The organism is Paenibacillus sp. FSL E2-0151, assembly GCF_037993015.1.
Taxonomy (GTDB): Bacteria; Bacillota; Bacilli; order Paenibacillales; family Paenibacillaceae; genus Paenibacillus; species Paenibacillus amylolyticus.
In genome coordinates this window covers 1636558-1661181 of the sequence record NZ_CP150308.1, presented here as the reverse complement: position 1 = coordinate 1661181, position 24624 = coordinate 1636558, and the positions used below count along the sequence as shown (strand labels likewise).

The following is a 24624-nucleotide window of genomic DNA, read 5'->3' as shown; positions in this document are numbered from 1 at the left end:
GGGCACTCATGATGAACAGTGGCACGAAGCTACTCCGTTACGTTCAGCTGCTGGATTCGGCCCTGCCCATCGGTGGTTTCTCCCATTCCTTCGGTCTGGAAGCTTACACGCATGATGGCACCGTGCAAAATATCGCGCAGCTTGAACAGTTTATTCGCAGCCAGCTTCACTCCAGCCTTGTACGACTAGATGGTCTTGCCATCAAAGGAGTCTATCAGGCGATAAAACAGCAAGATGGAGCTCTACTTGCCCTGTATGATAAACGCGTCCACGCCCAGCGCTCCCCTCGGGAACTCAGGGAAAGCGGCCACAAGATGGGAAAGAGACTGCTCAAGCTGGCCCGTTCACTCTATCCATGGATGGACTTTTCCCTGATTGATGAGGCCATACGGGAATACGGTGCTTATTGTGGCATCACGACCATTCACGGTTATATCAACTATCAATTGGAGATTGAATTGGATGAAGCCGTTACCGGGCATCTGTATACCTCGGTGAACGCTTATGTGAACAGCGCACTTCGCCTGCTGCCCATCGGACAAACCGAAGCGCAGATGTTGATTCAGAAACTGCTTGATGATATCGAAGCGGAATGGGCTCTCATTCGAGACAATGACCCCGAAGATATGCACAGCTTCGGAATCGCCCAGGAAATCTACGCCATGCGGCATGAGACCTTACCCGCGCGGCTGTTTATGTCTTAACTACAACTTTTATCTAACCAAGGAGGAATTGTTATGTGTGGAGGAGCTAATCATACGCATCATCCGGAGTGGGAACGTAAGGCATTTGATCGGAGTCGTCCGATGCGAATTGGAATTGGTGGACCGGTAGGTTCAGGTAAAACAGCCCTTGTGGAGAAGCTGTCCAAGGCACTGCGTACACGTTATAGCCTTGCTGTCATCACCAATGACATTTATACCAAGGAAGATGCCGAGATTTTGCTGCGTCAGAACGCCCTGGCACCAGAGCGTATTATCGGCGTCGAGACAGGCGGATGCCCGCACACCGCTATTCGCGAGGACGCCTCCATGAATTTCGAAGCGGTTGATGAGTTAATTGAACGTTTCCCAGATCTGCAACTGATCTTCATCGAGAGCGGCGGCGACAATCTCTCCGCTGCATTCAGTCCGGAACTCGCTGATGTGTTCATATACATTATCGACGTTGCCCAAGGAGAGAAACTCCCTCGCAAAGGCGGTCCCGGTATCACGCGTTCAGATCTGTTGTTAATCAACAAAACCGACCTCGCCCCTTACGTTGGCGCAAGTCTGGAAGTTATGAAAAATGATACCGAACGGGTACGCGAAGGCCGCCCTTATGTCATGTCTAATCTAATGAGCGGTGAAGGTGTATCCGAGATTGTCCACTGGCTTGAACATCAATATATGGATGACGATGCTTCCGCTGCACATCTGCATTCACACAGCCATGAACATGGCACCCACTCGCATTAATTCATCTTCTGTCCCCACGGGAACAGAGATAAATAGGAATGAAAGTGCAGGTGCACCCGTCACACGCCGCAGCGAGCTTCGGGCCACCTTTGCCTTTCAAGGCGACCGGACGGTCATGACTGATCGTTATTACAGCGCACCACTCCGGTTTAGCCGATCTTTTCGACCTCCCGGAGGCGGAACCGAATTATGTGTGTACACGTCAGACGTCTCTCCCGGAGTCCTTAACGGGGATCATTATCATTCCGAGTGGGAATTAGGTGAAGGCACCCATGTCATGCTGAGCAGCACATCTGCTACCAGACTTCATCCTACACCTTCCATTCCCTCATCCGTTAATCATCACTTTCGGTTGGGAAAAGGGGCCACGCTGGAATACTTCCCTGAATGCGTCATTCCTTTCAAGGGAAGTTCTTCTGCGCTCGCTGTAACCTTTGAGCTGGAAGAAAGGGCAATCCTGGCCTATGCAGATATCTGGTCTGCAGGACGGATTCATCGGGGAGAAGCGTTCCAATTCGAGCGTTACCGCAGCTTGACGGAGATATGGCAAGGTGAACAACTGGCTGTCTGGGATCGATTCGGACTCGAACCGGATACCGATGATCCCAAACACTCAGCGTCTCTCCTTCACTACACACATACCGCTGCGTTATGGATGATTGCCCCAGGTCTTGGTACTGCGGAGTTGGAGCAAGTCAGATCTGCGCTGCCACCAGATGGGCGAATGCTCGCAGGTGCAAGTTTGCTGGCAACCGGAGGCATCGGCGTTCGACTCCTTGGCATGGCAGCTTGGGAACTTCAGGAGCAGTGTCTTCAGATCTGGAACACACTCCGCCCACATCTGCTGGGCAAAGAAACTCTTGTTTTTCGTAAATAAGGGCATCAAGCATAGTTAACACCAAAAAACCTCTGAACTGTCTCCGAGTGTGTTCGGATTAGTCCAGAGGTTTTTGTACATTCAGTCTATGGATGCTGCTCATATCACTTACGCTTCGTTTTCCTCAGAATCGTTCTCTGATTTGTTCTCAGGTTTATAGCGATAGTCGCCAGCATCCTTACTTTCCTTGGATTTACGGTAACGGGTGAACTCAATATATTCGCTGATAAAAGACTGTTCCACAGTCGATAATTCACTTTCTTGGCAATTCAATTGCCGCAAAACGTCAAAAAAATAATCCTCCCGTTTTTCCCGAACCATCGCTTCCTTCGATGGACGTCCAATCATGAGCCAGTCGAGGCTCACATCAAAAAACGAAGCAATCTCAATTAATTTATTCGTACTCGGAATAGACTTGCCACGTTTCCAATCACCCAGATTGCCTGTGCTAATCTTCAGCTGTTGGCAGAAAGCCTTCTTGGTCATTCCTCGTTCGGCAATCAGGTGTTCAATTCGCTCATAGATCGACTGCATACAAGAACCGCCTTCCAACCGTAATAATCAACTCATCTGCTTGAATTATACCACATTATTCCTGAATGCTCAGCCTTTATATGCCTGAAACAGGATGAGGTATATCGTATAACACAAAGATAGACTCCCATGAATGATCATAGAAGTCTATCTTATATTGTTGCTGTGATGCGGTCGAGAGGACTCGAACCTCCACGGGTATACACCCACTACCCCCTCAAGATAGCGTGTCTGCCATTCCACCACGACCGCATATTCAATTGTAAAAATGGTGAGCCATGAAGGGCTCGAACCTTCGACACCCTGATTAAAAGTCAGGTGCTCTACCAACTGAGCTAATGGCTCTTGCTGTAAACTTCACCGGATGTGCCATGCTTCATTCTTGTCTATAAGAGCAATGACTTTGACGATTACTCATCGAAAATGTAGATCTCATGAGGTGGTGAAGATATGACCCGTAGGGGATTCGAACCCCTGTTACCTCCGTGAAAGGGAGGTGTCTTAACCCCTTGACCAACGGGCCTTAATAACAAGTTGTCTTTCTTGGCGACAAGAATGAGTATACCACAGGACAATTTGAACTTGCAATACTTTTTTTAAAATTTATTTTTCAAGCCTTTTTGTCCATTGCATACTGTTCTTCAGAGCCCCGTTATTAGCCACCTCCCGTTCATGCCAATGTCATCCCCGTGCAGGAATAATGTAAACCATCCATCAAAACACTTATAAAAACTTACGTTCACTTATAATATTGCAAATCACATTAAGAATACTTATAATTAAAGTATCAGTATAAGTACGGTCATCCATACACTCGGAGGTGACATGTTTGTTTCAAGAAGAACGAATGCAGCTCATTGTTGAATATCTACGCAAACACAATCGCATCTCAGCCGATGATATTGTCGCCTTGTTTGATGTATCACGGGATACTGCACGCAGGGATCTGATTAAGCTTGAGGAACAGGATGCCATTATCCGAACACGTGGCGGCGCGATTCTCCCCCCTCCTCCGCAAGAATTCAGATCCTACAAAGACCGTTTACTCGATGTATCTGAGGAAAAGAGGGCCATTGGCAAACTCGCTGCGGCCATTGTAAGGGAAGGCGAGATCATTATTCTAGACTCTTCCACGACTGTACAGGCCTGTGCCGAGAACTTAAACGGCAAATCCTGTACTGTCATTACTAATTCGATTCATTCCGCTGATCTTCTCTCCAATCACACTGCTGTCCAGATTCGTTTGCTCGGAGGCAAAGTAGATAAGGAACAACGTTATGTCTACGGTACTTCTGTTATCGAGACCCTCTCCCACTATTATGTAGATAAAGCCTTTATCGGAATTGGCGGTATCACCATGGATGGCTTCAGTGCTTCCGAAGAGGAAGGGAAAATTAAACACCAAATGATGAAAGCTGCCAAGAAAGTTGTTGTTCTTGCAGATCAATCCAAGTTTGATAGACGTTATGGTTATCGTTTTGCCGACTGGTCATTGGTGGATGTGTTGATTACGGATCAATGGCCAACCAAAGAATGGCTTGTTTTTCTAGCCGAACAACAGGTTGAGATTCTCATTCCTGAACCTACAGATGATAAGGAGTTGTAAATATATGAAATTATTTGCCACAGATTTAGATGGAACTTTGTTGAACATAGATAGCCAGATTAGCCCGGAGAATGCCGCAGCCATCCAAAAGGCCCAGCAATCCGGTATGAAAGTTACCATTGCAACAGGACGTGTCTATTCCGATGTTGTGACCATCAGCCGCGAAGGTGGAATCAAAACCCCGATTATCGGCTCCAACGGAGCGACAATTCATGATGCAGACGGTGAACGTTTATTCCATCTTCCGCTCGATCGTGACACAGCAGCTTCCGTCATGCAGTGGCTGGAAGATCATGATGTCTATTATGAGGCTTCAACACAACAAGGCATCTATGCCCCGCGTAGCAGTCATGAGACCTTGCTCGCCGAAATGGAACGTGTTCTTGGTTCAAACCCTGGTGAGGACATTGCACGCATGATTCGCTCCATCAAGAAACACTATGACAAAAAAGACTACCACCGCGTAAACAGCCATCTCGAAATTCCGGCAGAAGCCTACATCTATAATATTATGGCCTTCTCCATGAATCCGGACAAAGTAAAGACAGGACGAGAATACTTCGCTTCCCGATCTGATGTCGCCATGGTTGTATCCTTTGAGCATAACTTCGAAATGCAGCACCCGGACGTATCCAAAGGTAATGCCCTCACCAAACTGGCGGCTCACCTGAACATCTCCATGGAAGATACAGTAGCGATCGGCGATAACTTCAATGATGTCTCCATGTTAAAAATGGCAGGACTCGGCATCGCCATGGGTAATGGCGAACCCGAAATCCAGGCATTAGCCAAAGCCATAACGCTGACCAATGTGGAGCACGGTGTTGCCCATGCCATCGAGTGCCTGCTTGAAGGTAAACCGGTATCCCGCCCAGAAACGACTGTCGGAGAAGGTCAGTAATTGAACCCATACTGAATTAAGTACTGAACCTGCATGATCACCTGTTGATCCATGCAGGTTCTCTTCATTTTAACTCAGCAGATCGAACGTGAGGCACATCCTGTAACAAAATAATCAGTTGCTCGCCCCGGTATGAACCCGGCAGTTGCAATGTGAACTCAAGCGCAGTCTCTTCCACGGAGTCTGTGCTTGTTTGCTCTTCTGTCTTAAATCCGATGACCGAGATCTTCTCCTGTCCCAGCAGTGCCAAAACAGTCTTCAGGGCCTCTCCCTCATTTTGCAGATGGATGGTTAACGTCTCTGTTCGAGCGGATACCAGCCAGCGTGTAGGTCTATGCAGTAACATCTGTGCCACGACAATAAGCAGTGTCACGCCCGCACCCGTCCAATACAGACCTGAACCCACAGCAAGTCCCATGCCTGCCGTAGCCCATATGCCAGCCGCTGTGGTCAATCCCCTGACCGTGTGACGCTGTGTGAAGATCATGCCCGCTCCAATGAACCCCACACCGCTAACGACTTGTGCAGCGATCCTTGAAGGGTCAAGGGACAGATTGTCCCAGCCAGCCTGATCCTGGAATCCGTATTTCGATACAATCATCATCAGGGCAGCACCAACGGCGACCACAAAATGAGTACGGATTCCCGCTTCTTTCATTCGATTCTTGCGCTCATATCCGATTAGCACACCACATATTCCAGCTATGAGTACACGCATCAAATATTCCACTTCCATGCACATCACCTCTTTCATTATGTATATGCTTACATGAGTCTATCTTTACTATTACCCAATCTTTACATGACTAATAAAGAACTTCTACTCAGGTCAATTCTCTGCCCGGAAATTTTCCCCTTGTCTCTTGCCCAATCCGAAATAATGTCTGAAATTATATATCAGCGGATGCCATTCCTCTGGATTAATTTTGTTCGGTCCAGATATTAGTCTTGTGTGCGCGTGCACCTTCAACGCTTTCACTTCCACAATCGCCATGAACGGTGTATGTTCGGGAATACGTATGTGTTGTACAGCCGCTTCAATCTGGAGCGGACATTCAACTATTTTATCTGGCGCCACCTGAACCGAGCATTCAGATGTCAGTCCAGCTACAGTGAATTTATCATGACAATATTCATAGCCCATCTTCCTTTTCTCCTCAGGAACCGGTGTGACTCCCGTATAACGACCCAATGCCTCAACTTGTCTCCACATTGCTTCATCTGGTAAATTAATCACACACTCCGGATGTCGACTCAGATTTTCATAGGCTTTGCCCTGTGTACCCAGACCGAGAACCAGACAATCCCCCAGTGCCCAAGACGAGGATAATGGTGACAGGTTGGTTGATCCATCCTCATTTAATGTGCTTAGCAGCACTACAGGCGTACCATAATATAAAATACTGGGATTAATCGTCTCATGTTGAATCACTTCTGGACTCGCGGACAACTGCTCTGTAGCGAAGTCCTGTTTCGTTATCTTTTTCATCCTGTACCTCTCCTGTTCCGATTCCAATGATTTATAAGCTTAATCTGACCCATATGGGACGATACAACTCGATTGTAATACAGTAATAGTTCAGGTATGATCGAAGTATGAATGTATATCCGAATATTACTGTTATTGCGTCGTTAATCGCTGATCCAAGCCGCGCTATTTTTCTATCATCCTTACTGGATGGCCGTGCGTTGCCCGCAGGAGAGCTTGCTCATATGGCAAGTGTCACTCCCCAGACGGCAAGCAGCCATCTAGCTAAACTCGTAGAGGGAGGATTACTCGAAGTTGAACAACAAGGGCGCCACCGATACTACCGTCTTGCAAACAAAGAAATTGCTAATCTGATTGAAAGCATGGCCAGTATTGCTCCGCCTGTACAGATCCGCTCTCTCAAACAATCCGATCAGCTTCAACAACTGAGTCATGCACGGACCTGTTATGGTCATCTGGCCGGGAAATTGGGAATCTCGCTCTGTGAAGCCTTAGTACAAAAGGGGTATCTTTCAGACCCCGAAGAGGCACACAGCAAGGATTATCAAGTTACAGAGAAAGGAATACAGTGGTTCACTACGTTCGGAATTGAACTTCAGATGAAGCCGGGATCACGCCGTGCCATCGCTCGCAAATGTCTGGATTGGAGCGAACGCCGTCATCATCTCTCAGGTATGCTTGGGGAACAACTCAGACATCGGTTAGCGGAACTGGACTGGATTCGTCAAAAAACAGGAAGTCGCTCTGTCGAAGTAACGGAAGCAGGCAAGAAAGGTTTATACGAGATGTTGAGCATTTCACTTTAGGCTGAGGCGTACACCAAGGATAAGCAAAGATCAGTAAACGCAAAAAATCCCCTTCACACTGACCGTTAACCGGTCTAATGTGAAGAGGATTCTTTGTGCAATCAGAACGGAGAAAGAGGAGTACTCTCACTTCGTTCGAGACTGCGAAGTATTGCTAACGAAGCTTATGCTCCGACGAACCTTTAGGGTTCTCATCCCTTTGCAGAGAAGTTTAATTCAGAACGGAGAGAGAGGGATTCGAACCCTCGCACCGCTTACGCAGTCTAACCCCTTAGCAGAGGGTCCCCTTATAGCCACTTGGGTATCTCTCCAAGAAATGGCTCCCCGAACAGGGCTCGAACCTGTGACAACTCGATTAACAGTCGAGTGCTCTACCAACTGAGCTATCAGGGAAAATTAACTTGAATAAGATTAATCTACCATGATTAATAATCCAAGTCAACATCCCTTCCATCACTTTCTTTAATACATTGAACGAAACGCACATCAGATATTCTGAAGCCCCAGTTTTCCCGCGCAGCGGCCACAACGGTAACGCTTCGGATCTATTTTCCGCTTGCGCAAATATTCCGTACCACAGCTCTTGCACACCAGCTTATAACGATATGGCAGCGGCTTTCTGCCTTTGCCGTCAGGAAGTGATTGGCAGTAACGCGAGCCGCCAACCTTCTGCAATAAAGCCTTGAATTCCGGGTCACGATGCTGATAGCCGCGCCCACGAATATGCAGATGATAGTGACACAGCTCATGCTTGATGATTTTCTCAACCTCATCTCGCCCATAGGCTTCGAGTTGATGCGGATTGATCTCAATCCGGTGACTTTTGAGCATATAACGCCCACCCGTCGTGGTCAGGCGACTGTTAAACAACGCTTCATGGGTGAACGGCACTCCGAAATGATCCAGGGATACCTGTTCAATCCATTGTTGCAATTCCTCATTTTCCATCGATATCCTCTCCTTGCACCCCCTCGGAGCATTTGTTTTTCCGGTATAATACTTGAATTTTAACCGTTTCGTAGGCTACACTGTCAAGTAGAATGTATGAGGGGAGATTATTACTCGTTATGCCTACAATGCGCTATGTCATCCTGCAGCAGGAACAACACTTGCAGTTCGTGGAAATGCCCGCAGATTACGCCTATCAACTCAGTGCGCTCAACCTGCGCCTGCACAAGGAAATTGATAAACTCACTGCAGCAGATGTCCCTGTCCTGCCTTGGGCGATCGCCGAATGTGACAGCCTCGATCTCCTAAACGAAAATCTTACTATCATCGGTGGCCTTGATTATATCAATGCGCTTGAAGAATCTTTTGCAGTATTACGTGAAAGCCATTATCCTTTGATTTCTCTCCTTACCGAGATTCGGGCTCTTCAGGCCCAACTGGAACAATGGTATGAAGAAGAGATGGAAGCCCTCTAATTCACCGCTGGTATCATTTTATAATGATGAGAACGAAAAGCACATTTCCCTGAATTGGGATTTGTGCTTTTTTTTGATTGAACCAGATTGATTTGCCGGAGGCCTCCACTTATCCCGCACAGTCCAGGCTATTGCCACATATGCTAACGTACAGATGAATTATGCAAGAGGAGGAGATACCCTTGCCTCAATGGCTTTGCAATCAACTGATGCGTGCATTTCACAAAAAGGACAGCCGGCAGATCAAGTTGCTGAACGAATGCTGGTTCTTTTATCGTAACAAACCAGCAAATGGCACACCACGCAGCGCGGAGAACGAACTTTAAGAGGTTGTTCATAAGAGTCTGCATTGGATTACGAAGGATGGCCCTTTGAACACGCACTTTAAGAAAATGCACATATTGCCCACCGTACTTACTAGAGGAATTAGAACGGATAACGGGACTATTACTGTCGACAACAAACAGCCTTCCTGGTTAGGGAAGGCTATTCTCCAATCCTACTATTTAAGAAGACTGTTGCGCAGAAGCAGGCTTCTTCATCGTCAGGCCGACACGGCCTTTTTTGGTATCCACACTCATAACCCAGACCGTTACATTATCCCCGACAGACACAACGTCCATCGGATGTTTAACATACCCGTTGCTGAGCTGTGAAATATGGACAAGCCCATCACTCTTGATCCCAATATCAACAAAGGCACCAAAATCAATAACGTTCCGAACCGTACCTTGCAGCTCCATGCCTTCCACCAGATCCTCAATTTTCAATACATCTGTACGGAAGATTGGCAACGGCATTTCTTCACGCGGGTCACGCCCCGGACGCTGCAAGCTGTCCAGAATGTCACGCAATGTAGGCACACCTACGTCCAGTTTCACAGCCAATTGCTCTGGCTGTTGCTCCGACAGTAATACCGACAGTTCCTTGCTGCCCAGCTTGTCCAGTGCAACCTGAAGCTCCTTGAACAGCTGATCCACTACCTTGTAAGACTCAGGGTGAATAGGTGTACGGTCCAGCGGGTTCTCTCCCTCACCAATACGCATAAATCCTACGCACTGTTCATAGGTTTTGGCACCCAGACGTGGCACCTTCTGAAGCTGACGGCGGTTTGTAAACCGGCCATTTTCTTCACGGTACTTCACGATGTTTTTGGCAATCGTAGCATTAACTCCGGCAACATATGACAGTAACGAAGGTGATGCTGTATTCACATCCACACCCACATGGTTAACTGCGGATTCCACGACAGCCTTCAGGCTTTCTTCGAGAATCTTCTGGGAGACGTCATGCTGATATTGACCCACGCCAATGGCTTTTGGATCAATCTTAACCAACTCCGCCAGCGGGTCTTGTACACGACGTGCAATGGAAGCTGCACTGCGCTCCGCAACATCCAGATCCGGGAACTCTTCCTGGGCCAGTTTGGATGCAGAATATACACTCGCGCCTGCTTCGTTAACAATCAGATACACAAGACTTTCATCACCGTTCTCCTGAATGATCTCGGCAACAAACTGCTCCGTCTCACGTGATCCGGTACCATTACCAATGACGATCAGTCCGATATCATATTGCTTGATCATGCGATGGAATACTTCGGCAGCTTCACGTTTCTTGTTGTGTGGTGGCGTTGGGTAGGTCACAGCCACTTCCAGCAGTTTGCCCGTATCATCTACTACAGCCAGTTTACAACCGGTACGATAGGCCGGATCGACACCCAGCACACGTTTGCCATGAATCGGCGGTTGAAGTAACAGGTTACGCAGATTGGCCGAGAATACCGATATGGCCTGATTTTCACCCTTTTCCGTGAGCTCTCCACGAACTTCACGCTCGATGGAAGGCGCAATCAGCCGCTTGTATGCATCTTCAATCACATCACGCAGGATATCCTGCACGGCAGAAGCACCACGAATGATCTGTCCTTCCATATGGCGATGGGCCGGTTCTGCCTGTACGTCCAGGCCGACTTTCAGAATACTCTCACGTTCACCGCGATTAATCGCGAGAATACGGTGTGGAGGCATCTTTTTGGCCAATTCGCGGTAATCATAATAATTCTCGTACACGGACTCCTCTTGAGCATCCTTCGCTTCGGAAGTCAGCATCCCGTGATCCAAGGTGTATCGACGAATCCAGGCACGAATGGCAGCATCATCTGCGATGTTCTCTGCGAGAATATCTTTGGCTCCCTGAAGCGCCGACTCCGCATCTTCTACACCCAGTTCAGCATTGATATATTTCGCAGCTTCCTGGAGTACATCTCCTTGTTTCGGTTGACCCCAGATCCATACAGCAAGGGGCTCAAGACCTTTTTCCTTGGCCACACTGGCACGCGTTTTCCGCTTCTGACGGTAAGGTCGATACAGATCTTCCACTTCCTGCAGCTTCACAGCTTGCGTAATGGATTGCTTCAGTTCTCCGGTCAGTTTGCCCTGTTCCTCTATAATACGGATGACTTCCAATTTGCGATCCTCAAGATTGCGCAGATAAACAATGCGTTCTTCAATCGATCGCAGCTGGTTCTCATCCAGCTCTCCAGTCATTTCTTTACGGTAGCGGGCGATAAATGGAATCGTATTGCCTTCGTCCAGAAGCTCCGACGTTGTGCGGACCTGCTTCAAGGACAGTGACAGTTCCTTGGCTACCTGTTTGATGATTCGTTCATGGCGTTCTGCCTTTATTGTTTCTTCATTGGGTTCCAGAACCGTTTCCTGTTCAGACAAAATAAATCCCTCTTTCCTTCCTGAATCGTTCGTTACAATCATTTCAGGGCAGCTTTGCTGCTGTAATTACAGTATAGTTGAACCATTTGTTTCTTCCACTCTACCCTATATTATCACAGAATCACGTCCAGATTTCCATCAATCCGCAAGCATACAAGTTCTGACAGAATGATGTCATCCTCCAGCCTTCCCCATTACGTCAAAAAAAGACCGAAAATCGTCATCACGACGCTCCTCGGTCCTCCCTTTTTTTAAAGCTTTAAATAAAATAGCAATCTAGACGCGCTCGAACCGGAACATCTCGCTCAGATAGTCTCCTGATGTGCTGCCTACCGAAATACCGCCATACATGAGGGCATCGCCGGTAAAGGTCTCCGATCCGCCTTTCAGACGGTAATCCGCATTAGGGTCCAATCCTTTCAGCTTCAGGCGCTGAAGTGGCGCATTGGGCTCAGAGAGCACACGGAAGTAGAATACAACAGCTTCGCTTCCGTCCGGTGCAATAAACATCCACGCCGTCTCATTGCCTTCAAACGGACTGAGCAAGCGACGGAATGTTCCATATTGAACCGTTCCACGAATCTCTTTGTACAGCTCAACCTGGGCTTTCACGATGTCGTTCTCTTCCTCCGTGAATTTTGTCAGGTCCAGCTCGTACCCAAAGTTGCCCGACATCGCAACATGTCCCCGAATCTCAAGAGAAGTGATCCGGTTGACCTGATGATTCGGTACCGCTGAGATATGCGATCCCATCGAACTTACCGGGTATACAAGACTCGTACCGTATTGAATCCGCAGGCGGGATATAGCATCCGTGTTATCACTTGTCCACGTCTGTGGCATGTAATACAGCATACCTGGATCGAAGCGGCCACCACCACCTGAACAGCTTTCAAAGAGAATGTTCGGGAACGCCGAAGTGATTCGTTCCATAACGTCATACAGTCCGAGCATGTAACGATGCGCTGTCTCACGCTGTCTATCTGCCGGAAGCAATGCAGAACCCACTTCCGTCATATTGCGGTTCATGTCCCATTTCACATAAGTGATTGGTGCAGAACCAAGTACGTCTGTTAACATCCGCACAATCTCATCACGTACATCCTGACGAGAGAAGTCGAGTACCAGTTGTTGACGTCCTTCTGTGCGGCGACGATCAGGCACATGCAGACACCAGTCCGGATGCGCTCGGTACAGCTCACTGTCTGGTGAGATCATCTCAGGCTCAAACCACAATCCGAACTGCATATCCAGACCTGTTACGCGGTTAGCCAGATCATCCAATCCCTGTGGCAATTTGTTCTTATCTACAATCCAGTCGCCCAGCGAGGAGTTGTCACTGTCCCGATGTCCAAACCAGCCATCATCCAAGACAAACAGCTCAATACCCAGCTTCTGTCCGGCGCGAGCGATCTGCTCAATCTTGTCTGCATTGAATCCAAAGTAGGTTGCTTCCCAGTTATTGACCAGAACCGGACGTTCCGCATTACGGAACTTACCACGCGCAAGACGCTCCCGATACAATTCGTGGTAGGACTGTGACATGCCGTCCAAACCTGCAGCCGAGTACACCATAACCGTCTCAGGTGTCTGGAACGTTTCTTGCGGCTCCAGCTTCCAGCTGAACTCGAACGGATTGATTCCGAGTGACACACGGGTGGTGTGGAACTGATCCACTTCAGCCTGTGCAGTGAAGCTACCACTATAGACGAGACTGAATCCATAAACTTCACCTTGGTCTTCATCCGTGCCTGGTGTCATCAGTGCAATAAAAGGATTCTGCTGGTGACTGCTTGAACCGCGACGGCTCTCAATCCCTTGCAGGCCTGACGCAAGCGGTCTGCGAACAATATCACGTTCCCGTGTCCATGCCCCTGACAACTGCAACAATTCATAATCTGCATGCGGAAAATCAACAGATGAACTGAGCGCACGCGCCACATTCACTGAGGTAGCGCTCTCATTAACGATACGCATGGAGCGTGTAATCGCATTAAATGCCGTAAAGGCTGTATAGGAAAGCTCGATTTTGATACCCGCAACGCGGTCTTCCAACTCAATAACCAGCGTCTCTGCTTCTTCATCGGATTCAACATACGTTGCTGGCAAACCAGTAAGCGCTGTCTTTCCTTTGACCAATCGATGGCCTGTATACGTAAACTCCGAAACCGTCGAGCCATTCTCAAGTTCCAGTTGGATAGCCGGATTACGGAAATCACTTGTGCCATACACGGGTAGTTCCACTGCCAATGTATCAAATGAAATTGTACGGTCCTCTGGTACCGGGTTCGGACTGAAAGATGCTCGTTCTGTACGAACATGCAACCAGCTCAGATCGGTGTCGCGTAATTTTTTGCCATAATACAAATGCACCAAATATCCTGAAGGCAGTACCTGAAATACGTAACTGGCCTCGCGGGTCTGTAAATGAAACTGAAGTTTCTCCTGATTGATGTAAATGCTCATATGTCTCCTCCACCTCTATATATAGGTCTTTCGGGTAAACGGTTTCTCAGGTTTCATTATAGCGAAAAGATCGCCAATGTTCTACGCTTTCATCAAGCTTTAATCAAAAGAGCGCATAACAGCCCGAAGGATGTCATACGCTCTTTTGGTTACAGTCTGAATTCAGTGTGTTCCCTTACGGGAACATCCATTGCCAACGGACGGCAGTGCAGCGTACAAGACGCTGGTTGTTGCCTTAAAAATCGATTAAACCAAGGCTGATCTGTAAGGCTTCGTTGACCAATTTCATGGTCTCCTCGTCCAGATGGGTAATCTTGTCAGTCAGCCTCTGTTTATCAATCGTCCGTATTTGTTCGAGCAAAATAACCGAGTCCCGGTCAAAGCCGTGTGCCGCCGCATCAATTTCAACATGCGTTGGCAGCTTTGCCTTCTGGATTTGGGCGGTGATAGCCGCCACAATACAAGTTGGACTGAACCGGTTGCCGATATCATTCTGGATCACCAGAACCGGCCTGACTCCACCTTGCTCGGAACCGACAACGGGAGAAAGATCCGCAAAAAAAACGTCACCACGTTTTACGATCAATGTCTACACCCCGCTAACTAAGCGGTCCAGAGTGCTGTCCGCATCTTCCTCCGCATGAAAGGCTTCGGATGCCATGGTCAGATTAATTTTTGCCATCTCCATGTACCCTCGCTGCATCGTTTCACGGATGTAACGTTTCTTACGCTCCGTTAAATACAGCTTCATAGCCTGCCTAATCAATTCGCTGCGGTTGGAATTCTCCAGCGCTACGATGCCATCCACTTCCTGCAAAAGATAATCAGGTAAACTGATCATGATCCGCTTGGTGTTCTGCAAGTTGGCCACCTTTCTTCCACCCCCACAAACCTTTCGCCATTGTGAACCAGTATTACGTTTTTCCAGAACTTTTATACAAAGGAATATATATGCCCCGAGTATATCAAGTATGCTGTACTCCATTATAAACACGGGGAACAATATTCGTACAGACCAAACATCTCAATTCAGGAATTAAATCCTTACCGTCATACATAATTCGAGATGCTCCGACAGTTTTCCTTCTGTTCTGAAAAAAAGTTTATTGGGAATGACGTCCAGTTTACCTGTCAGGATGTCAAAAGTGGATTGATTCTGGCGACTACTGCTCCCCCGCGGGTATATACCCGCGGAATGCGGTGCGCCATCATGCAGATCACTTCATAAGCAATCGTACCGAGCTGAGATGCCACCTCGTCTGCGGTTATTACGCCACCAGACTGATGACCGATGAGGACAACCTCTTCGCCGACTTGAATTTCTTCCGCCTCTTCCGCGAAAGATTGTAACGACACCATACACTGATCCATGCAGATTGTACCGACGACAGGGACGCGGCGTCCGCGTACAAGCACTTCTGCTTTACCTGTCAGCATTCTGGAGAATCCGTCTGCATATCCGATCGGCAGGGTCGCTATTCGTTCGTAACCTTGCGTAAAATAACGGGTTCCGTAACTGATCCCCCAATGGGGTGGCAGTGTTTTGACCAGAACCGCTTTTGTCTTCAGCGTCAATACCGGGGACAGCTTCACCACCTGATGATTCACCTCAGCCGAAGGATACAGTCCGTACAGGCTTATTCCCACACGTACCATGTCATAGGACAATTCCGGTGTATCAATGGCAGCGGCGCTGTTCGCCGTATGTATAATCGGGATGGAACATCCCTGATCCCTGAGCGCACGAACTACGCTTTGGAACCGTCTATACTGCTCCAGTGTATAGGTTTTGTCTTCTTCATCTGCTCTGGCAAAATGGGTAAACATACCTTCCAGCATCACCTGATTGAGCGAAGCTACTTCCTGAATGAAAGCCAATGCCTCATCGCCAGGCAACAGACCTAATCGGCCCATGCCGCTGTCGATTTTAATATGAACCTTCAGTTGGTTAGCGAATGTGCTCGCATCCAGATGTCGAATGGCGTCAAGCACTTCCCTGCTGAACAATGTGACGGTCACATCATGTTGCCATGCAACAGCGATTCCTTCAGGCGGCGTATATCCCAGTACCAGGATTGGAATCGTAATCCCATGTTGTCGCAGTTCTAGAGCTTCGTCAAGAAAAGCCACACTTAAGTAATCCACACCCACTCGTTCCAGTTCCCTAGCCGTCTCCACCGCTCCATGTCCATAGGCATTGGCCTTCACACAGGCGAGGAATTTCATGCCCTGAGGCAATGCCTCGCGGAAAGCTTCTACGTTAGTACACAAATGATCCAAATTGATCTCCGCTTGGGTCGGCCGATATTGTCCTTGCACGTTAAGTCACCTTCTCTAATCATCTTAATCCGGCTCACGTCAGACTCCATCGTAATGCTCCAGCATGTGACTGTCAAATGAACCGAAGTTTCGCATCCAAAAACAGATGTAAGGTGTGCCTTTTGAAGAACAAATGCGAACACAGAAGAAGACCGATAAGCGAGATTAGCAGGGCAAAATCCCACTTTTCACCCAAGCAAAATCTGCTTATATCGATTATTTACCCGGTTCCCTCTGCGTAGAAGCGCATTTTGCTTTATTGAGTGTATCGGGTAAGAAAAACAGCGCTAAATGAATACCTTTCTTACATCAAAGCAAAGCACCGGAGAACAGGTCTCCGATGCTTCTTAGCATTCCTTATGTTTATGCTACTATTCGTTCATTTGTTCAAAAATCATTTGCCTGACTCTTCCTGCATCGATGTTGCAATGCGTGCCATTTCGTTCTGAGGCAGGTCGGCACTGGTGATCCGATATTCTATGCCATCTGTCATCCATGTCAGAGTCTTCAATGCATCTCCGCTGATCATCCCCAGTGTGAATCCAAGATCTACTACACTGGATGGAGCAAGTGATACAGCTCGATCCTGTGGTCTGGCTTCGAATATCGTGTAATTATATGTTCCTTCATAACGAAGCATAACCGAATAGTCTCCCGCTTCTTCCAGAATCTGATCGTCCTTGAGCTGCACGCCTTCCGGCGCATAGGTCGGCTGAATCACGCCGAAGCTGTCTGCCCCTTCCGGTTCTGCAAGTGTTGGCTCTTCGCCTTCCTGACCTGTTGCAGCACCTTCTGTACCTTGCTGCTCTGTGTCACCACCTACACCCGACTGTCCATCAGTAACGGCTCCATCAGGTTCCGGCGCAGTCTGAGGATTGGCAGGTTCTTTACCGCCCTCACCTGTTTGCTCCGCAGGAGTTACACCAGAATCCGTTCCTGTTTGGCCGCCCTCTTTTGTAGCTGCTGTCATGTTACGTTGCATGTCAAAGGCGTCTTTCTCAAATGCAGCACCAAATTTGAAGGAATCGAACTTCACATCCACGACCACATTGGCATTGGAGTCGGATACCTCAACCTGTTTCGGTGCGTAATCACTTTTGTTCAGCCAGATCTTCTGTCTGACGAGTGCATGTGTATTATAATTGGCAGCTACATCAAAAACATAGCTCTCCTTCTCATCCGCAAACTGACGGGTTGTATCCCCCGTAATGCTCCGAATCAATGTTTCATAGAGATATACCTGTCCTTGATTATCTGGCCAATTGCTCTGAAAACGGAAGCTTTTGTTCTGGCTCGGTGTCAAAACAAACACGCCTTCATCGTTACGCAGTACAATCTGTGTTACATCCTTTTTGGCATTCGTTAACGCAATACGATAATAGGAAGGCTTCTGATGCCATACCTCGACCTTGTACTGCTGCGGCGTATCTCCGGTATGCAGCGTCATCACGCCTGCCCCCTGGTAACTTTCCATCTCTCCTACGACTTCGTTCAGATCTTTGACCACAGCTGCCGCATCCTTCTTCCCGCAGGCGGCAAGTAAGGCCGATAAGACCAATACCATGGCAAGCATCCATGATATTCGGCGCATGACATCATCCCCTTTAGCACATGTTTTCACTTCAGGATTGTGCTTGCAGCAGAATCCCTACTTGATTAGTACATGTTATGAGGGACTTGTTCGATATATGCGGACTAGTTTGACAAGCAATCGGTGAAGTCCGTTAATACGGCATTGCTACGCAAAATCAGTCTCAGGGAGGATGTTAACTTTATCCAGAAAAGGCATAGTGAATTGTAGGAGATTATTCGTTTTATTGAATATTAGGAGGAAAAGGTATGACGACAACAAAGCTTCGCACATCACTGGAAGGACTGGATGAATTCATCGACGAGCAGCTTCAATTATGGAATGGTGTCGGCACAGCGGTGGCGGTGGTCCATAAGGATAAAGTCGTCTGGCAAAAAGGCTACGGTTATCGTGACCTGGAGTCCAAACTTGAAGTTACCCCTAATACGTTGTTTGCCATCGGTTCAAGTACCAAAGCCTTTACCGCAGCAACTGCTGCTCTGCTTGTGGATCAGGGGATACTGGACTGGGATACCCCTGTGAAGTCGTATATGAAAGACTTCCAGATGTTTGATCCGGTCGCAACAGAACGTATAACTATTCGCGACATGCTGTGTCATCGTTCGGGTCTTCCAAGGCATGAGTTGGTATGGTACAACTCCCCGCGTACAAGAGAAGAACTTGTTCGAACATTACAGTATCTGGAGCCAAATCAGGATTTCCGAAACAAATGGCAGTATCAGAACCTGATGTACATGACGGCAGGTTATCTGGTTGGACAGCTCAATGAAACTTCGTGGGAGCAGATGGTTCAGAAGACTCTATTTAATCCGCTGGGTATGAACTCAAGTCTGTTCTCTGTTGAAAAAATGCAACTTCAGCCTAACTATGCTTACCCTTATATGGAGAAGGATGGTCAGAATACGAGAATACCTTTTCGAGCCATTGATGCCATAGGACCTGCTGGTTCCATTAACAGCAATCTAATCGATATGATTGCATGGCTTCAATTCCAGTTGCATCAAGGTCAATGGGAAGGAACGTCATTGATATCTAAGGAACAGATGAAGATTATGCATAGTCCTCAGATGCCCAGTGATTCGCCGTTTATAAGCCAAGAACTGCCTATGAGTACATATGGTCTGGGTTGGATGATTGAGCCTTATCGTGGACATGCCATGATTCATCATGGTGGGGCTATTGATGGCTTTGCATCACAAGTTGCCTTTTTGCCAGAGGAGCAGATTGGAATCGTGGTTCTGAGTAATACCAACGGAAGTATAATTCCCTATACGGTTGCTTTTCGTATCATGGACCGACTGCTTGGATTAGAACCCGTCAATTGGAGTTTCAAATTGAGAAAATTAATGGGGAAAGAATCAACAGAAACGGAGGCTAATCCGGAGAATCCTCTGGAAGTGCCTATTCAAGCAGACACTGCCGTTGAGGAAAATATTGAAGAACCTCACATCATACCTTGTGATCGCCCTTACACCGCTTATGCGGGTATTTACACGCATCCTGGTTATGGCGAGATGTCGATTCAAGAGACAACGGACGGGTTGCAAGCAACCTTTAACGCCATTGAAATGCCCATGGAATACACCGGGAAAGATACGTTTTCCGTCGAATTTGTGTTATTCGGTCTGAAGATCACGTATACGTTTACCCTCAATGAATCTTCAGAAGTTGCTCAATCCATCTCCATTCCTTTGTTGCTTGAACCGGGTACAAAGCCTATTGAATTCATCAGGGTTTCGTAAATGATCTGAAACTATATAAATTGAACTAATGAATATATTTACACTGGTCACTCCGATGACAGAACAACCTTCTGATCGCTGTTATCCCCAGATTTTTTTGATTTCTTTTCATAAAGTGAAAATCCGGGGATAAAGGCGAACGCTCTGCTTCCTCAGGTTATTTCTGTCCTCTCCGTTTTGTATAAATGTTTAGTTCAATTTATATAGAAAACGCCTGATTCATTTCCGTTGTGGCAGCTAATCCTACCACAACGGAATATACACCGGATAACTCGTATCCTCTTCAGCGGCCCCAGGGCTTCTCTTCACCCACAATCTGCGCAGATCAGGCAGACCATACCCCGCAAGACGATAATCTCTCAGCGAATCATGATGGGTGTGTTCTTCCTTGAAGCTGTATGTGGGCAGAAGCAATGCCTCCTGAATCAGTCGATCTTCTAGCCGAATCAATCTATTCAACCGCTCCGCAGGTTCCTGGATCATGACCACTCGTCCACATTCCTGTTCCAGTTCATGTCTCCAGTAATCATTCATCGCAATCAGGAATAACGTGTTCTGGAAGGTGTACATCGTCACGAGACTCAGCACGACATGATCATTGAAGATTTCTCCTGTATAGATCAGATCACAATCCCCGAACCCATCTTGATAGACTGCATGGATCGGATCTCCCGGCATAATGTTGATATGTAGGCCAATCTGTTTACATCTCTCTGCAAACCAGACCATATCCATCTCCATCTTCTCGCCTTCTTCCACCCACAGACTTAAACTCTGCCCTTGGTAAGAGCTATGACGCAATAATGCTGAGGCCCGCGCCAGTGAGGTCTCCACGAAAAGGTCAGGAACAGGTGTGACCGAACATTCTATTTGTTCCGATTGCTGTTTCCATGGCTCCCCTTGATCTGAACCCACCTTTAAAGGTTGCTGTTCTCGTCCTCGAATCAGACTATAGGCAGCCTGCGTGTTCGTGCTTCCGAGCGCTTGCGACAACTCCTGCGCATTCAATAGCTGTTGAACAGCCCGGCGAAAATTCAAATCATGCTGCGGCCCTTCCTTTTGCATATTAAACGTCATATACATGCCACCCAGCATCTCATGTTGCACGGCACGAGGCTCCGCATCCGGAAATATATTATGCTTGATGACGGACTCCACCCTCCCAGAATGGGGAAGTTGCCATATTTCAACGCGGTCAATATAGGCTCGGCCTCGGAAGTAGGAAGGAAATACTTCCAACACAAGCAGCTTGGAATCATGACGTGTCAACCGATAAGGTCCTGTTCCAATCGGATGGAGCGGATTCATCTCCACATCTCTCGGCAAGATCGATGCAGACATACTACTCATCAGATCCGGGAACATGAAGTTAGGCTTGTTTAACACAAAACGTACAGTCAATTCGTCCAACGTCTCTATGCGCTCAATAGATCCAAACAGAGGCCTGCACGGGTTACTATTGTCAGAGATAATGCGATCAAAGGTAAACTTCACGTCCTCTGAATCCAATATTCTGCCATGATGAAAGGGTATACCTTTGTGCAGATAAAAGGTCCATTCGCTCCCCTCTGAATGACTCTCCCATGCTACAGCCAGACTCGGTTCACAGACCTGGTGTTCAGCATTATAACGAACCAAACGATCAAAAACCTCCGCAACAATAAAAACTTCTCCCCACATGGCCGTCTGCGTGGGATCCAATGTCTTAAAAGGGATATTCCGTGGAATCCGCAATGTATCCACTCGTCCTCTGTCCCCTCCATTCGAACGCAGACCAAATTGATGCTGCATTTGCTGCATCAGATGTTCTCTCATTGTAATTGGTAAGGTGGCGGCCAGTTCATAGGCGTCCTCCATCCTGTTCCCATCCAGGAGATGTTCAAATCGTTCACGCGCCACTTCAAGCAACGGAACACAAAATACCAGCATCGATTTTTTGCCTCTTCCGCGTTGCGGGTTCCACCTGACCCATCCGTTCTCCTTGAATTTGTTCATAATGAGGTTCATATTGCGCATGGTACAACATAATAGATCGGCGAGTTCACCTACGGTTGTATGCACTTCTTGTTCATCATGTACATGTGGAAAGTTTAATCGCAGTTGAATGTAATGTTCTGATACGTCCATATATGCCCTACCTTCTGCTAAAATACGAAATCCATCCGGATGCTTCTACAGTTTTTCTTCAGGTTTTCCTCCATTATACTCAGTAACATCAACACGACCAGTGGGAAGGAAGAAAAACAACTTATGAAATACGCCGATTTGCACCCGAACATCAGGATACGTATCATTACTGATTTTTTCACCGATCTGACCCAAAAGTCCATCATTCCATTCATGGCGATCTATCTGAGTATTCAGATTGGTGCAGGTTTGGCGGGGTTATTGCTTACGGTCAATATTGTCGCTTCCATGATTGTGGGATTGTGGGCAGGATATTGGTCTGATCGAATTGGACGGAAGAAGTTAATGGTGGTTGCACAAACTCTGCAGGTAGTGGCTCTACTTTGTTTGGCCATCGCCAATTCGCCGTGGATGGATTCGATCATTGTCACTTGTCTCATGTTTCTGCTCAGCAGTCTCAGTTCAGGGATCACCGTGCCGATTGCTAATGCCATGATTGTCGACGTGAGCAGTGAACATGAACGTCATTATGTATATGGATTGCAATATTGGACAACAAACGTTGCTGTAACTTTTGGTGCACTGATGGGCGGGCTATTTTTCGAATCATTTCGTTTCCTATTGTTCAGTCTGGTATGCCTTGAAAGCCTAGCTACCCTGTTTATTTTGATCTTTATGATTCGTGAAACAATGGATAAACGTGTATTTGGTTATGGCGATACTCCCATCCAGAGGAACATACTGAAAACGTACTGGGCGGTCTTTCAGGACAAACGTTTCATGATATTTTTCACGGCTACTGTACTTGCAGTCTCCCTGGAATTTCAGTTGGATAAATACATCGCTGTTCGTCTAAAAAATGAATTCACCGCCCAACTGTTCGGCTCAGATGTCTCAGGTCTGCATATGTTCAGCCTGATCATGGTCATTAACACCGTTATGGTCGCTTTGGTTGCCATTCCATTCTCCAGATGGATAGGTCGCTTCCAGTCCCGATCTATTATGACTGTTGGTATGCTCCTCTATACCGCAGGTTTCACCGTACTTGCTTTCAGCAACTGGGCCTGGTTACTCATCTCATCCGCTATATTGCTAACGATTGGAGAATTGATGTACGCCCCTGTTCGTCAGGTCATGCTCGCGGGCATAATTCCAGATTCGGACCGTGCTGCCTATATGGCTGCTGACGGGTTGAGTTACAACGCCGCTGCCCTTCTCGGCAGTCTCGGGTTAACCATTGGAGCCTTTCTGCCCTCCTATGCGATGGCTGGTCTGTATATCTTGATGGGGCTTGGAGCGCTCATCTTTTTCCGAATGTTACTTCGGAAGGCAGAGGAACAGAATCAACATCTGCCGTGTGCAGATGCATCTTGATTTCACTTTTCTGGCAACTTTTCCGAAAACAAAATAATTATCCTAGGGAGCCCAACTGGCTCTCTTTTTCATGTCCACTATCAACGTTTATAAGTAAATGATCTTTAACATTTTGTATATTATAGTTTACATTTAGTCAAATATCATGTACATTGGGTTCATGGAGGTGAGCAAGTGGAAGAATTACACAATCACGTTCGGGAGTTACGAGCCAGAGACCGGATATCCCAAGCAGAACTGGCCAAACTCATTGGTGCATCCCGTCAAACCATTGCCCTGATTGAGCGTGGAGATTACTCTCCGTCGGTCGTTCTGGCACTAAAAATAGCACATGTATTTCATGAACCTGTCGAAAAAATCTTTGAACTGAAAGGTGGAGATTAAAATGAAAAATTCATCATCCTCGTCCATTAAAAAGCGGTTGCGTCTTCCCTTGTATGCAGCCGGTGGCGCTGTAGTTGGTTTTCTCGGCGCTAGCGGAGTCAGTAAACTCCCTTCTGACTTGAACTGGACGCTGTCCGTGTATTATGACTATGATCTTTTATTCGCAATCCTGGCGGCTCTTGTGGTAGTTATGACGGTGTGGAACATCTTCAGTCTCTCCCGCACGCCATCTGTCCCTCCCATGGAAAATGATGCTTATGGAGATTCCGATTCACTCATCTCTCCCGCAGAGCGCTCCCTCGGAAAAGCGATGATACTCAGCGGATTCAGCGTTATTCTTACGTTTACCTGGGCAGCACTTGCTTTATCCTTGTATGCATCCAACCGAACCATGCCGAATTCTCCAGAACTGTTCAACCTCTTGAATTTTGTTGCTTCATGTATCTCTATTATCATCGTTGTGGTCGTGCAAACTCTGACTGTGAAGCGATACAACCGTTATTATCCTGAGCGCACTCTGGATCTGAACTCGCGCAATATGAAGAAAGATCATTTTGAGAAGCTGGATGAAGGCGAGAAATGGATTGTCTATCGCGCAGCCTATCGTTCTTTTCAGATGATGAATGTACTTCTTGGGGTTGGAATGGTCTCTATGGTTCTATATTCGATGCTCTTTACCTTTGCTCCATTCCCAATTGTGATGCTCTCTGTGATCTGGATTGCCAACATTGGAATCTATTATCGTGAAACCTATCGTGCGAGTAATCAGTAATACATGAGTAGGTAACTATTTTGTAA

General features: G+C 47.3%; 23 protein-coding genes and 5 tRNA genes. 12 read left to right on the top strand and 16 right to left on the bottom strand.

All coding sequences use genetic code 11. From position 1 onward, the window contains the following. The first annotated feature begins 8 nt into the window (after window positions 1–8). From MHI55_RS07440 to MHI55_RS07430, 3 genes are read left to right on the top strand one after another with little or no spacing between them, the layout of a single operon-like run. Window positions 9–704: an urease accessory protein UreF gene (locus MHI55_RS07440; RefSeq protein ID WP_340389480.1), complete on the top strand. Its 696-nt coding sequence runs from the start codon at window positions 9–11 to the stop codon at window positions 702–704. Window positions 705–737: 33 nt separating this feature from the next. Next, entirely contained in the window at window positions 738–1457 is a 720-nt protein-coding gene (ureG, locus tag MHI55_RS07435) for an urease accessory protein UreG (RefSeq protein ID WP_017690021.1), read from the top strand. Further along, a complete protein-coding gene (locus MHI55_RS07430) occupies window positions 1438–2334 on the top strand; it encodes an urease accessory protein UreD (protein WP_340389478.1) in 897 nt (298 codons plus the stop codon). The genes ureG and MHI55_RS07430 overlap by 20 nt, the downstream gene beginning before the upstream one ends. Window positions 2335–2442: 108 nt before the next feature. Here MHI55_RS07430 and MHI55_RS07425 read toward each other — a convergent pair whose 3' ends face one another. The 4 genes from MHI55_RS07425 to MHI55_RS07410 form a co-directional block, all read right to left on the bottom strand. After that, on the bottom strand, window positions 2443–2868 hold the full coding sequence (locus tag MHI55_RS07425) for a helix-turn-helix transcriptional regulator (RefSeq protein WP_036610863.1): 426 nt from the start codon (window positions 2866–2868) through the stop codon (window positions 2443–2445). A gap of 169 nt (window positions 2869–3037) precedes the next feature. Then, window positions 3038–3120 (bottom strand) — tRNA-Leu (locus tag MHI55_RS07420). Window positions 3121–3137: 17 nt separating this feature from the next. Then, window positions 3138–3213 (bottom strand) — tRNA-Lys (locus MHI55_RS07415). A gap of 106 nt (window positions 3214–3319) precedes the next feature. Further along, a tRNA-Glu gene (locus MHI55_RS07410) sits at window positions 3320–3391 on the bottom strand. Between the two features lie 306 nt (window positions 3392–3697). On the opposite strand from MHI55_RS07410, the gene MHI55_RS07405 reads away from it, so the two are divergent. Next, window positions 3698–4474: a DeoR/GlpR family DNA-binding transcription regulator gene (locus tag MHI55_RS07405; protein ID WP_340389476.1), complete on the top strand. Its 777-nt coding sequence runs from the start codon at window positions 3698–3700 to the stop codon at window positions 4472–4474. A 4-nt stretch (window positions 4475–4478) separates the two neighbouring features. Continuing rightward, a complete protein-coding gene (locus tag MHI55_RS07400; RefSeq protein WP_340389473.1) occupies window positions 4479–5375 on the top strand; it encodes a Cof-type HAD-IIB family hydrolase in 897 nt (298 codons plus the stop codon). Window positions 5376–5439: 64 nt separating this feature from the next. Here MHI55_RS07400 and MHI55_RS07395 read toward each other — a convergent pair whose 3' ends face one another. Both MHI55_RS07395 and MHI55_RS07390 read right to left on the bottom strand, forming a co-directional pair. Further along, window positions 5440–6111, bottom strand: a complete 672-nt coding sequence (locus tag MHI55_RS07395) for an MgtC/SapB family protein (protein WP_340389471.1) — start codon at window positions 6109–6111, stop codon at window positions 5440–5442. A 93-nt stretch (window positions 6112–6204) separates the two neighbouring features. Further along, a complete protein-coding gene (locus MHI55_RS07390; protein ID WP_340389469.1) occupies window positions 6205–6864 on the bottom strand; it encodes a flavin reductase family protein in 660 nt (219 codons plus the stop codon). Window positions 6865–6971: 107 nt separating this feature from the next. Here MHI55_RS07390 and MHI55_RS07385 point away from each other — a divergent pair, with 107 nt between their 5' ends. Further along, window positions 6972–7670 carry a winged helix-turn-helix domain-containing protein gene (locus MHI55_RS07385; protein WP_047842019.1) on the top strand — a complete coding sequence of 233 codons (699 nt, stop codon included), beginning with the start codon at window positions 6972–6974 and terminating at the stop codon, window positions 7668–7670. Window positions 7671–7892: 222 nt separating this feature from the next. On the opposite strand, the gene MHI55_RS07380 is transcribed toward MHI55_RS07385, so the two are convergent. The 3 genes from MHI55_RS07380 to MHI55_RS07370 all read right to left on the bottom strand — a co-directional run bounded on the left by MHI55_RS07380 (window position 7893) and on the right by MHI55_RS07370 (window position 8618). After that, window positions 7893–7981: transfer RNA gene (locus tag MHI55_RS07380), tRNA-Ser, on the bottom strand. Window positions 7982–7987: 6 nt separating this feature from the next. Further along, window positions 7988–8063: transfer RNA gene (locus MHI55_RS07375), tRNA-Asn, on the bottom strand. 93 nt (window positions 8064–8156) lie between these two features. Continuing rightward, window positions 8157–8618, bottom strand: coding sequence for a SprT family protein (locus MHI55_RS07370; protein ID WP_036669054.1), 462 nt, complete (start codon window positions 8616–8618; stop codon window positions 8157–8159). 119 nt (window positions 8619–8737) lie between these two features. Here MHI55_RS07370 and MHI55_RS07365 point away from each other — a divergent pair, with 119 nt between their 5' ends. Next, window positions 8738–9094, top strand: coding sequence for a hypothetical protein (locus MHI55_RS07365; protein ID WP_047842018.1), 357 nt, complete (start codon window positions 8738–8740; stop codon window positions 9092–9094). 182 nt (window positions 9095–9276) lie between these two features. Next, window positions 9277–9420 carry a cortex morphogenetic protein CmpA gene (cmpA, locus tag MHI55_RS07360; RefSeq protein ID WP_017690033.1) on the top strand — a complete coding sequence of 48 codons (144 nt, stop codon included), beginning with the start codon at window positions 9277–9279 and terminating at the stop codon, window positions 9418–9420. Window positions 9421–9600: 180 nt separating this feature from the next. On the opposite strand, the gene MHI55_RS07355 is transcribed toward cmpA, so the two are convergent. The 6 genes from MHI55_RS07355 to MHI55_RS07330 all read right to left on the bottom strand — a co-directional run bounded on the left by MHI55_RS07355 (window position 9601) and on the right by MHI55_RS07330 (window position 18199). Further along, window positions 9601–11823, bottom strand: coding sequence for a Tex family protein (locus MHI55_RS07355; RefSeq protein ID WP_036611182.1), 2223 nt, complete (start codon window positions 11821–11823; stop codon window positions 9601–9603). 276 nt (window positions 11824–12099) lie between these two features. Continuing rightward, window positions 12100–14289, bottom strand: coding sequence for an alpha-galactosidase (locus MHI55_RS07350; protein WP_340389468.1), 2190 nt, complete (start codon window positions 14287–14289; stop codon window positions 12100–12102). 235 nt (window positions 14290–14524) lie between these two features. After that, on the bottom strand, window positions 14525–14875 hold the full coding sequence (locus MHI55_RS07345; RefSeq protein WP_024630714.1) for a type II toxin-antitoxin system PemK/MazF family toxin: 351 nt from the start codon (window positions 14873–14875) through the stop codon (window positions 14525–14527). A gap of 3 nt (window positions 14876–14878) precedes the next feature. Further along, window positions 14879–15160, bottom strand: coding sequence for a ribbon-helix-helix protein, CopG family (locus MHI55_RS07340; RefSeq protein ID WP_017690037.1), 282 nt, complete (start codon window positions 15158–15160; stop codon window positions 14879–14881). A gap of 260 nt (window positions 15161–15420) precedes the next feature. Further along, window positions 15421–16608: an alanine racemase gene (gene alr, locus MHI55_RS07335; RefSeq protein WP_340389466.1), complete on the bottom strand. Its 1188-nt coding sequence runs from the start codon at window positions 16606–16608 to the stop codon at window positions 15421–15423. Between the two features lie 394 nt (window positions 16609–17002). After that, a complete protein-coding gene (locus MHI55_RS07330) occupies window positions 17003–18199 on the bottom strand; it encodes a DUF4367 domain-containing protein (RefSeq protein WP_340019589.1) in 1197 nt (398 codons plus the stop codon). Between the two features lie 248 nt (window positions 18200–18447). On the opposite strand from MHI55_RS07330, the gene MHI55_RS07325 reads away from it, so the two are divergent. After that, complete coding sequence (locus MHI55_RS07325; protein WP_340389464.1) at window positions 18448–19941, top strand: serine hydrolase; 1494 nt, start codon at window positions 18448–18450, stop codon at window positions 19939–19941. 243 nt (window positions 19942–20184) lie between these two features. On the opposite strand, the gene MHI55_RS07320 is transcribed toward MHI55_RS07325, so the two are convergent. After that, the gene (locus MHI55_RS07320) at window positions 20185–22068 is read right to left on the bottom strand and encodes an ABC transporter substrate-binding protein (RefSeq protein WP_340389462.1); all 1884 of its coding nucleotides are present in this window, start codon (window positions 22066–22068) and stop codon (window positions 20185–20187) included. A gap of 123 nt (window positions 22069–22191) precedes the next feature. Here MHI55_RS07320 and MHI55_RS07315 point away from each other — a divergent pair, with 123 nt between their 5' ends. The 3 genes from MHI55_RS07315 to MHI55_RS07305 all read left to right on the top strand — a co-directional run bounded on the left by MHI55_RS07315 (window position 22192) and on the right by MHI55_RS07305 (window position 24598). Beyond that, a complete protein-coding gene (locus MHI55_RS07315) occupies window positions 22192–23442 on the top strand; it encodes an MFS transporter (protein ID WP_340389460.1) in 1251 nt (416 codons plus the stop codon). 174 nt (window positions 23443–23616) lie between these two features. Continuing rightward, window positions 23617–23826: a helix-turn-helix transcriptional regulator gene (locus MHI55_RS07310; RefSeq protein WP_340389458.1), complete on the top strand. Its 210-nt coding sequence runs from the start codon at window positions 23617–23619 to the stop codon at window positions 23824–23826. A gap of 1 nt (window position 23827) precedes the next feature. After that, a complete protein-coding gene (locus tag MHI55_RS07305; RefSeq protein WP_047842012.1) occupies window positions 23828–24598 on the top strand; it encodes a DUF3169 family protein in 771 nt (256 codons plus the stop codon). Window positions 24599–24624 lie beyond the last annotated feature (26 nt).

Excerpts from the sequence above, each read along its gene's own strand:
- MHI55_RS07330 (WP_340019589.1), bottom strand. The coding sequence starts at position 18,199 with ATGCGCCGAATATCATGGATGCTTGCCATGGTATTGGTCTTATCGGCC.
- MHI55_RS07350 (WP_340389468.1), bottom strand. The coding sequence starts at position 14,289 with ATGAGCATTTACATCAATCAGGAGAAACTTCAGTTTCATTTACAGACC.
- MHI55_RS07385 (WP_047842019.1), top strand. The coding sequence starts at position 6,972 with ATGAATGTATATCCGAATATTACTGTTATTGCGTCGTTAATCGCTGAT.
- MHI55_RS07395 (WP_340389471.1), bottom strand. The coding sequence starts at position 6,111 with ATGGAAGTGGAATATTTGATGCGTGTACTCATAGCTGGAATATGTGGT.
- MHI55_RS07400 (WP_340389473.1), top strand. The coding sequence starts at position 4,479 with ATGAAATTATTTGCCACAGATTTAGATGGAACTTTGTTGAACATAGAT.
- MHI55_RS07390 (WP_340389469.1), bottom strand. The coding sequence starts at position 6,864 with ATGAAAAAGATAACGAAACAGGACTTCGCTACAGAGCAGTTGTCCGCG.
- MHI55_RS07425 (WP_036610863.1), bottom strand. The coding sequence starts at position 2,868 with ATGCAGTCGATCTATGAGCGAATTGAACACCTGATTGCCGAACGAGGA.
- MHI55_RS07440 (WP_340389480.1), top strand. The coding sequence starts at position 9 with ATGATGAACAGTGGCACGAAGCTACTCCGTTACGTTCAGCTGCTGGAT.
- MHI55_RS07365 (WP_047842018.1), top strand. The coding sequence starts at position 8,738 with ATGCCTACAATGCGCTATGTCATCCTGCAGCAGGAACAACACTTGCAG.
- MHI55_RS07370 (WP_036669054.1), bottom strand. The coding sequence starts at position 8,618 with ATGGAAAATGAGGAATTGCAACAATGGATTGAACAGGTATCCCTGGAT.
- MHI55_RS07325 (WP_340389464.1), top strand. The coding sequence starts at position 18,448 with ATGACGACAACAAAGCTTCGCACATCACTGGAAGGACTGGATGAATTC.
- MHI55_RS07305 (WP_047842012.1), top strand. The coding sequence starts at position 23,828 with ATGAAAAATTCATCATCCTCGTCCATTAAAAAGCGGTTGCGTCTTCCC.
- MHI55_RS07315 (WP_340389460.1), top strand. The coding sequence starts at position 22,192 with ATGAAATACGCCGATTTGCACCCGAACATCAGGATACGTATCATTACT.
- MHI55_RS07430 (WP_340389478.1), top strand. The coding sequence starts at position 1,438 with ATGGCACCCACTCGCATTAATTCATCTTCTGTCCCCACGGGAACAGAG.
- ureG (WP_017690021.1), top strand. The coding sequence starts at position 738 with ATGTGTGGAGGAGCTAATCATACGCATCATCCGGAGTGGGAACGTAAG.
- MHI55_RS07320 (WP_340389462.1), bottom strand. The coding sequence starts at position 22,068 with ATGGACGTATCAGAACATTACATTCAACTGCGATTAAACTTTCCACAT.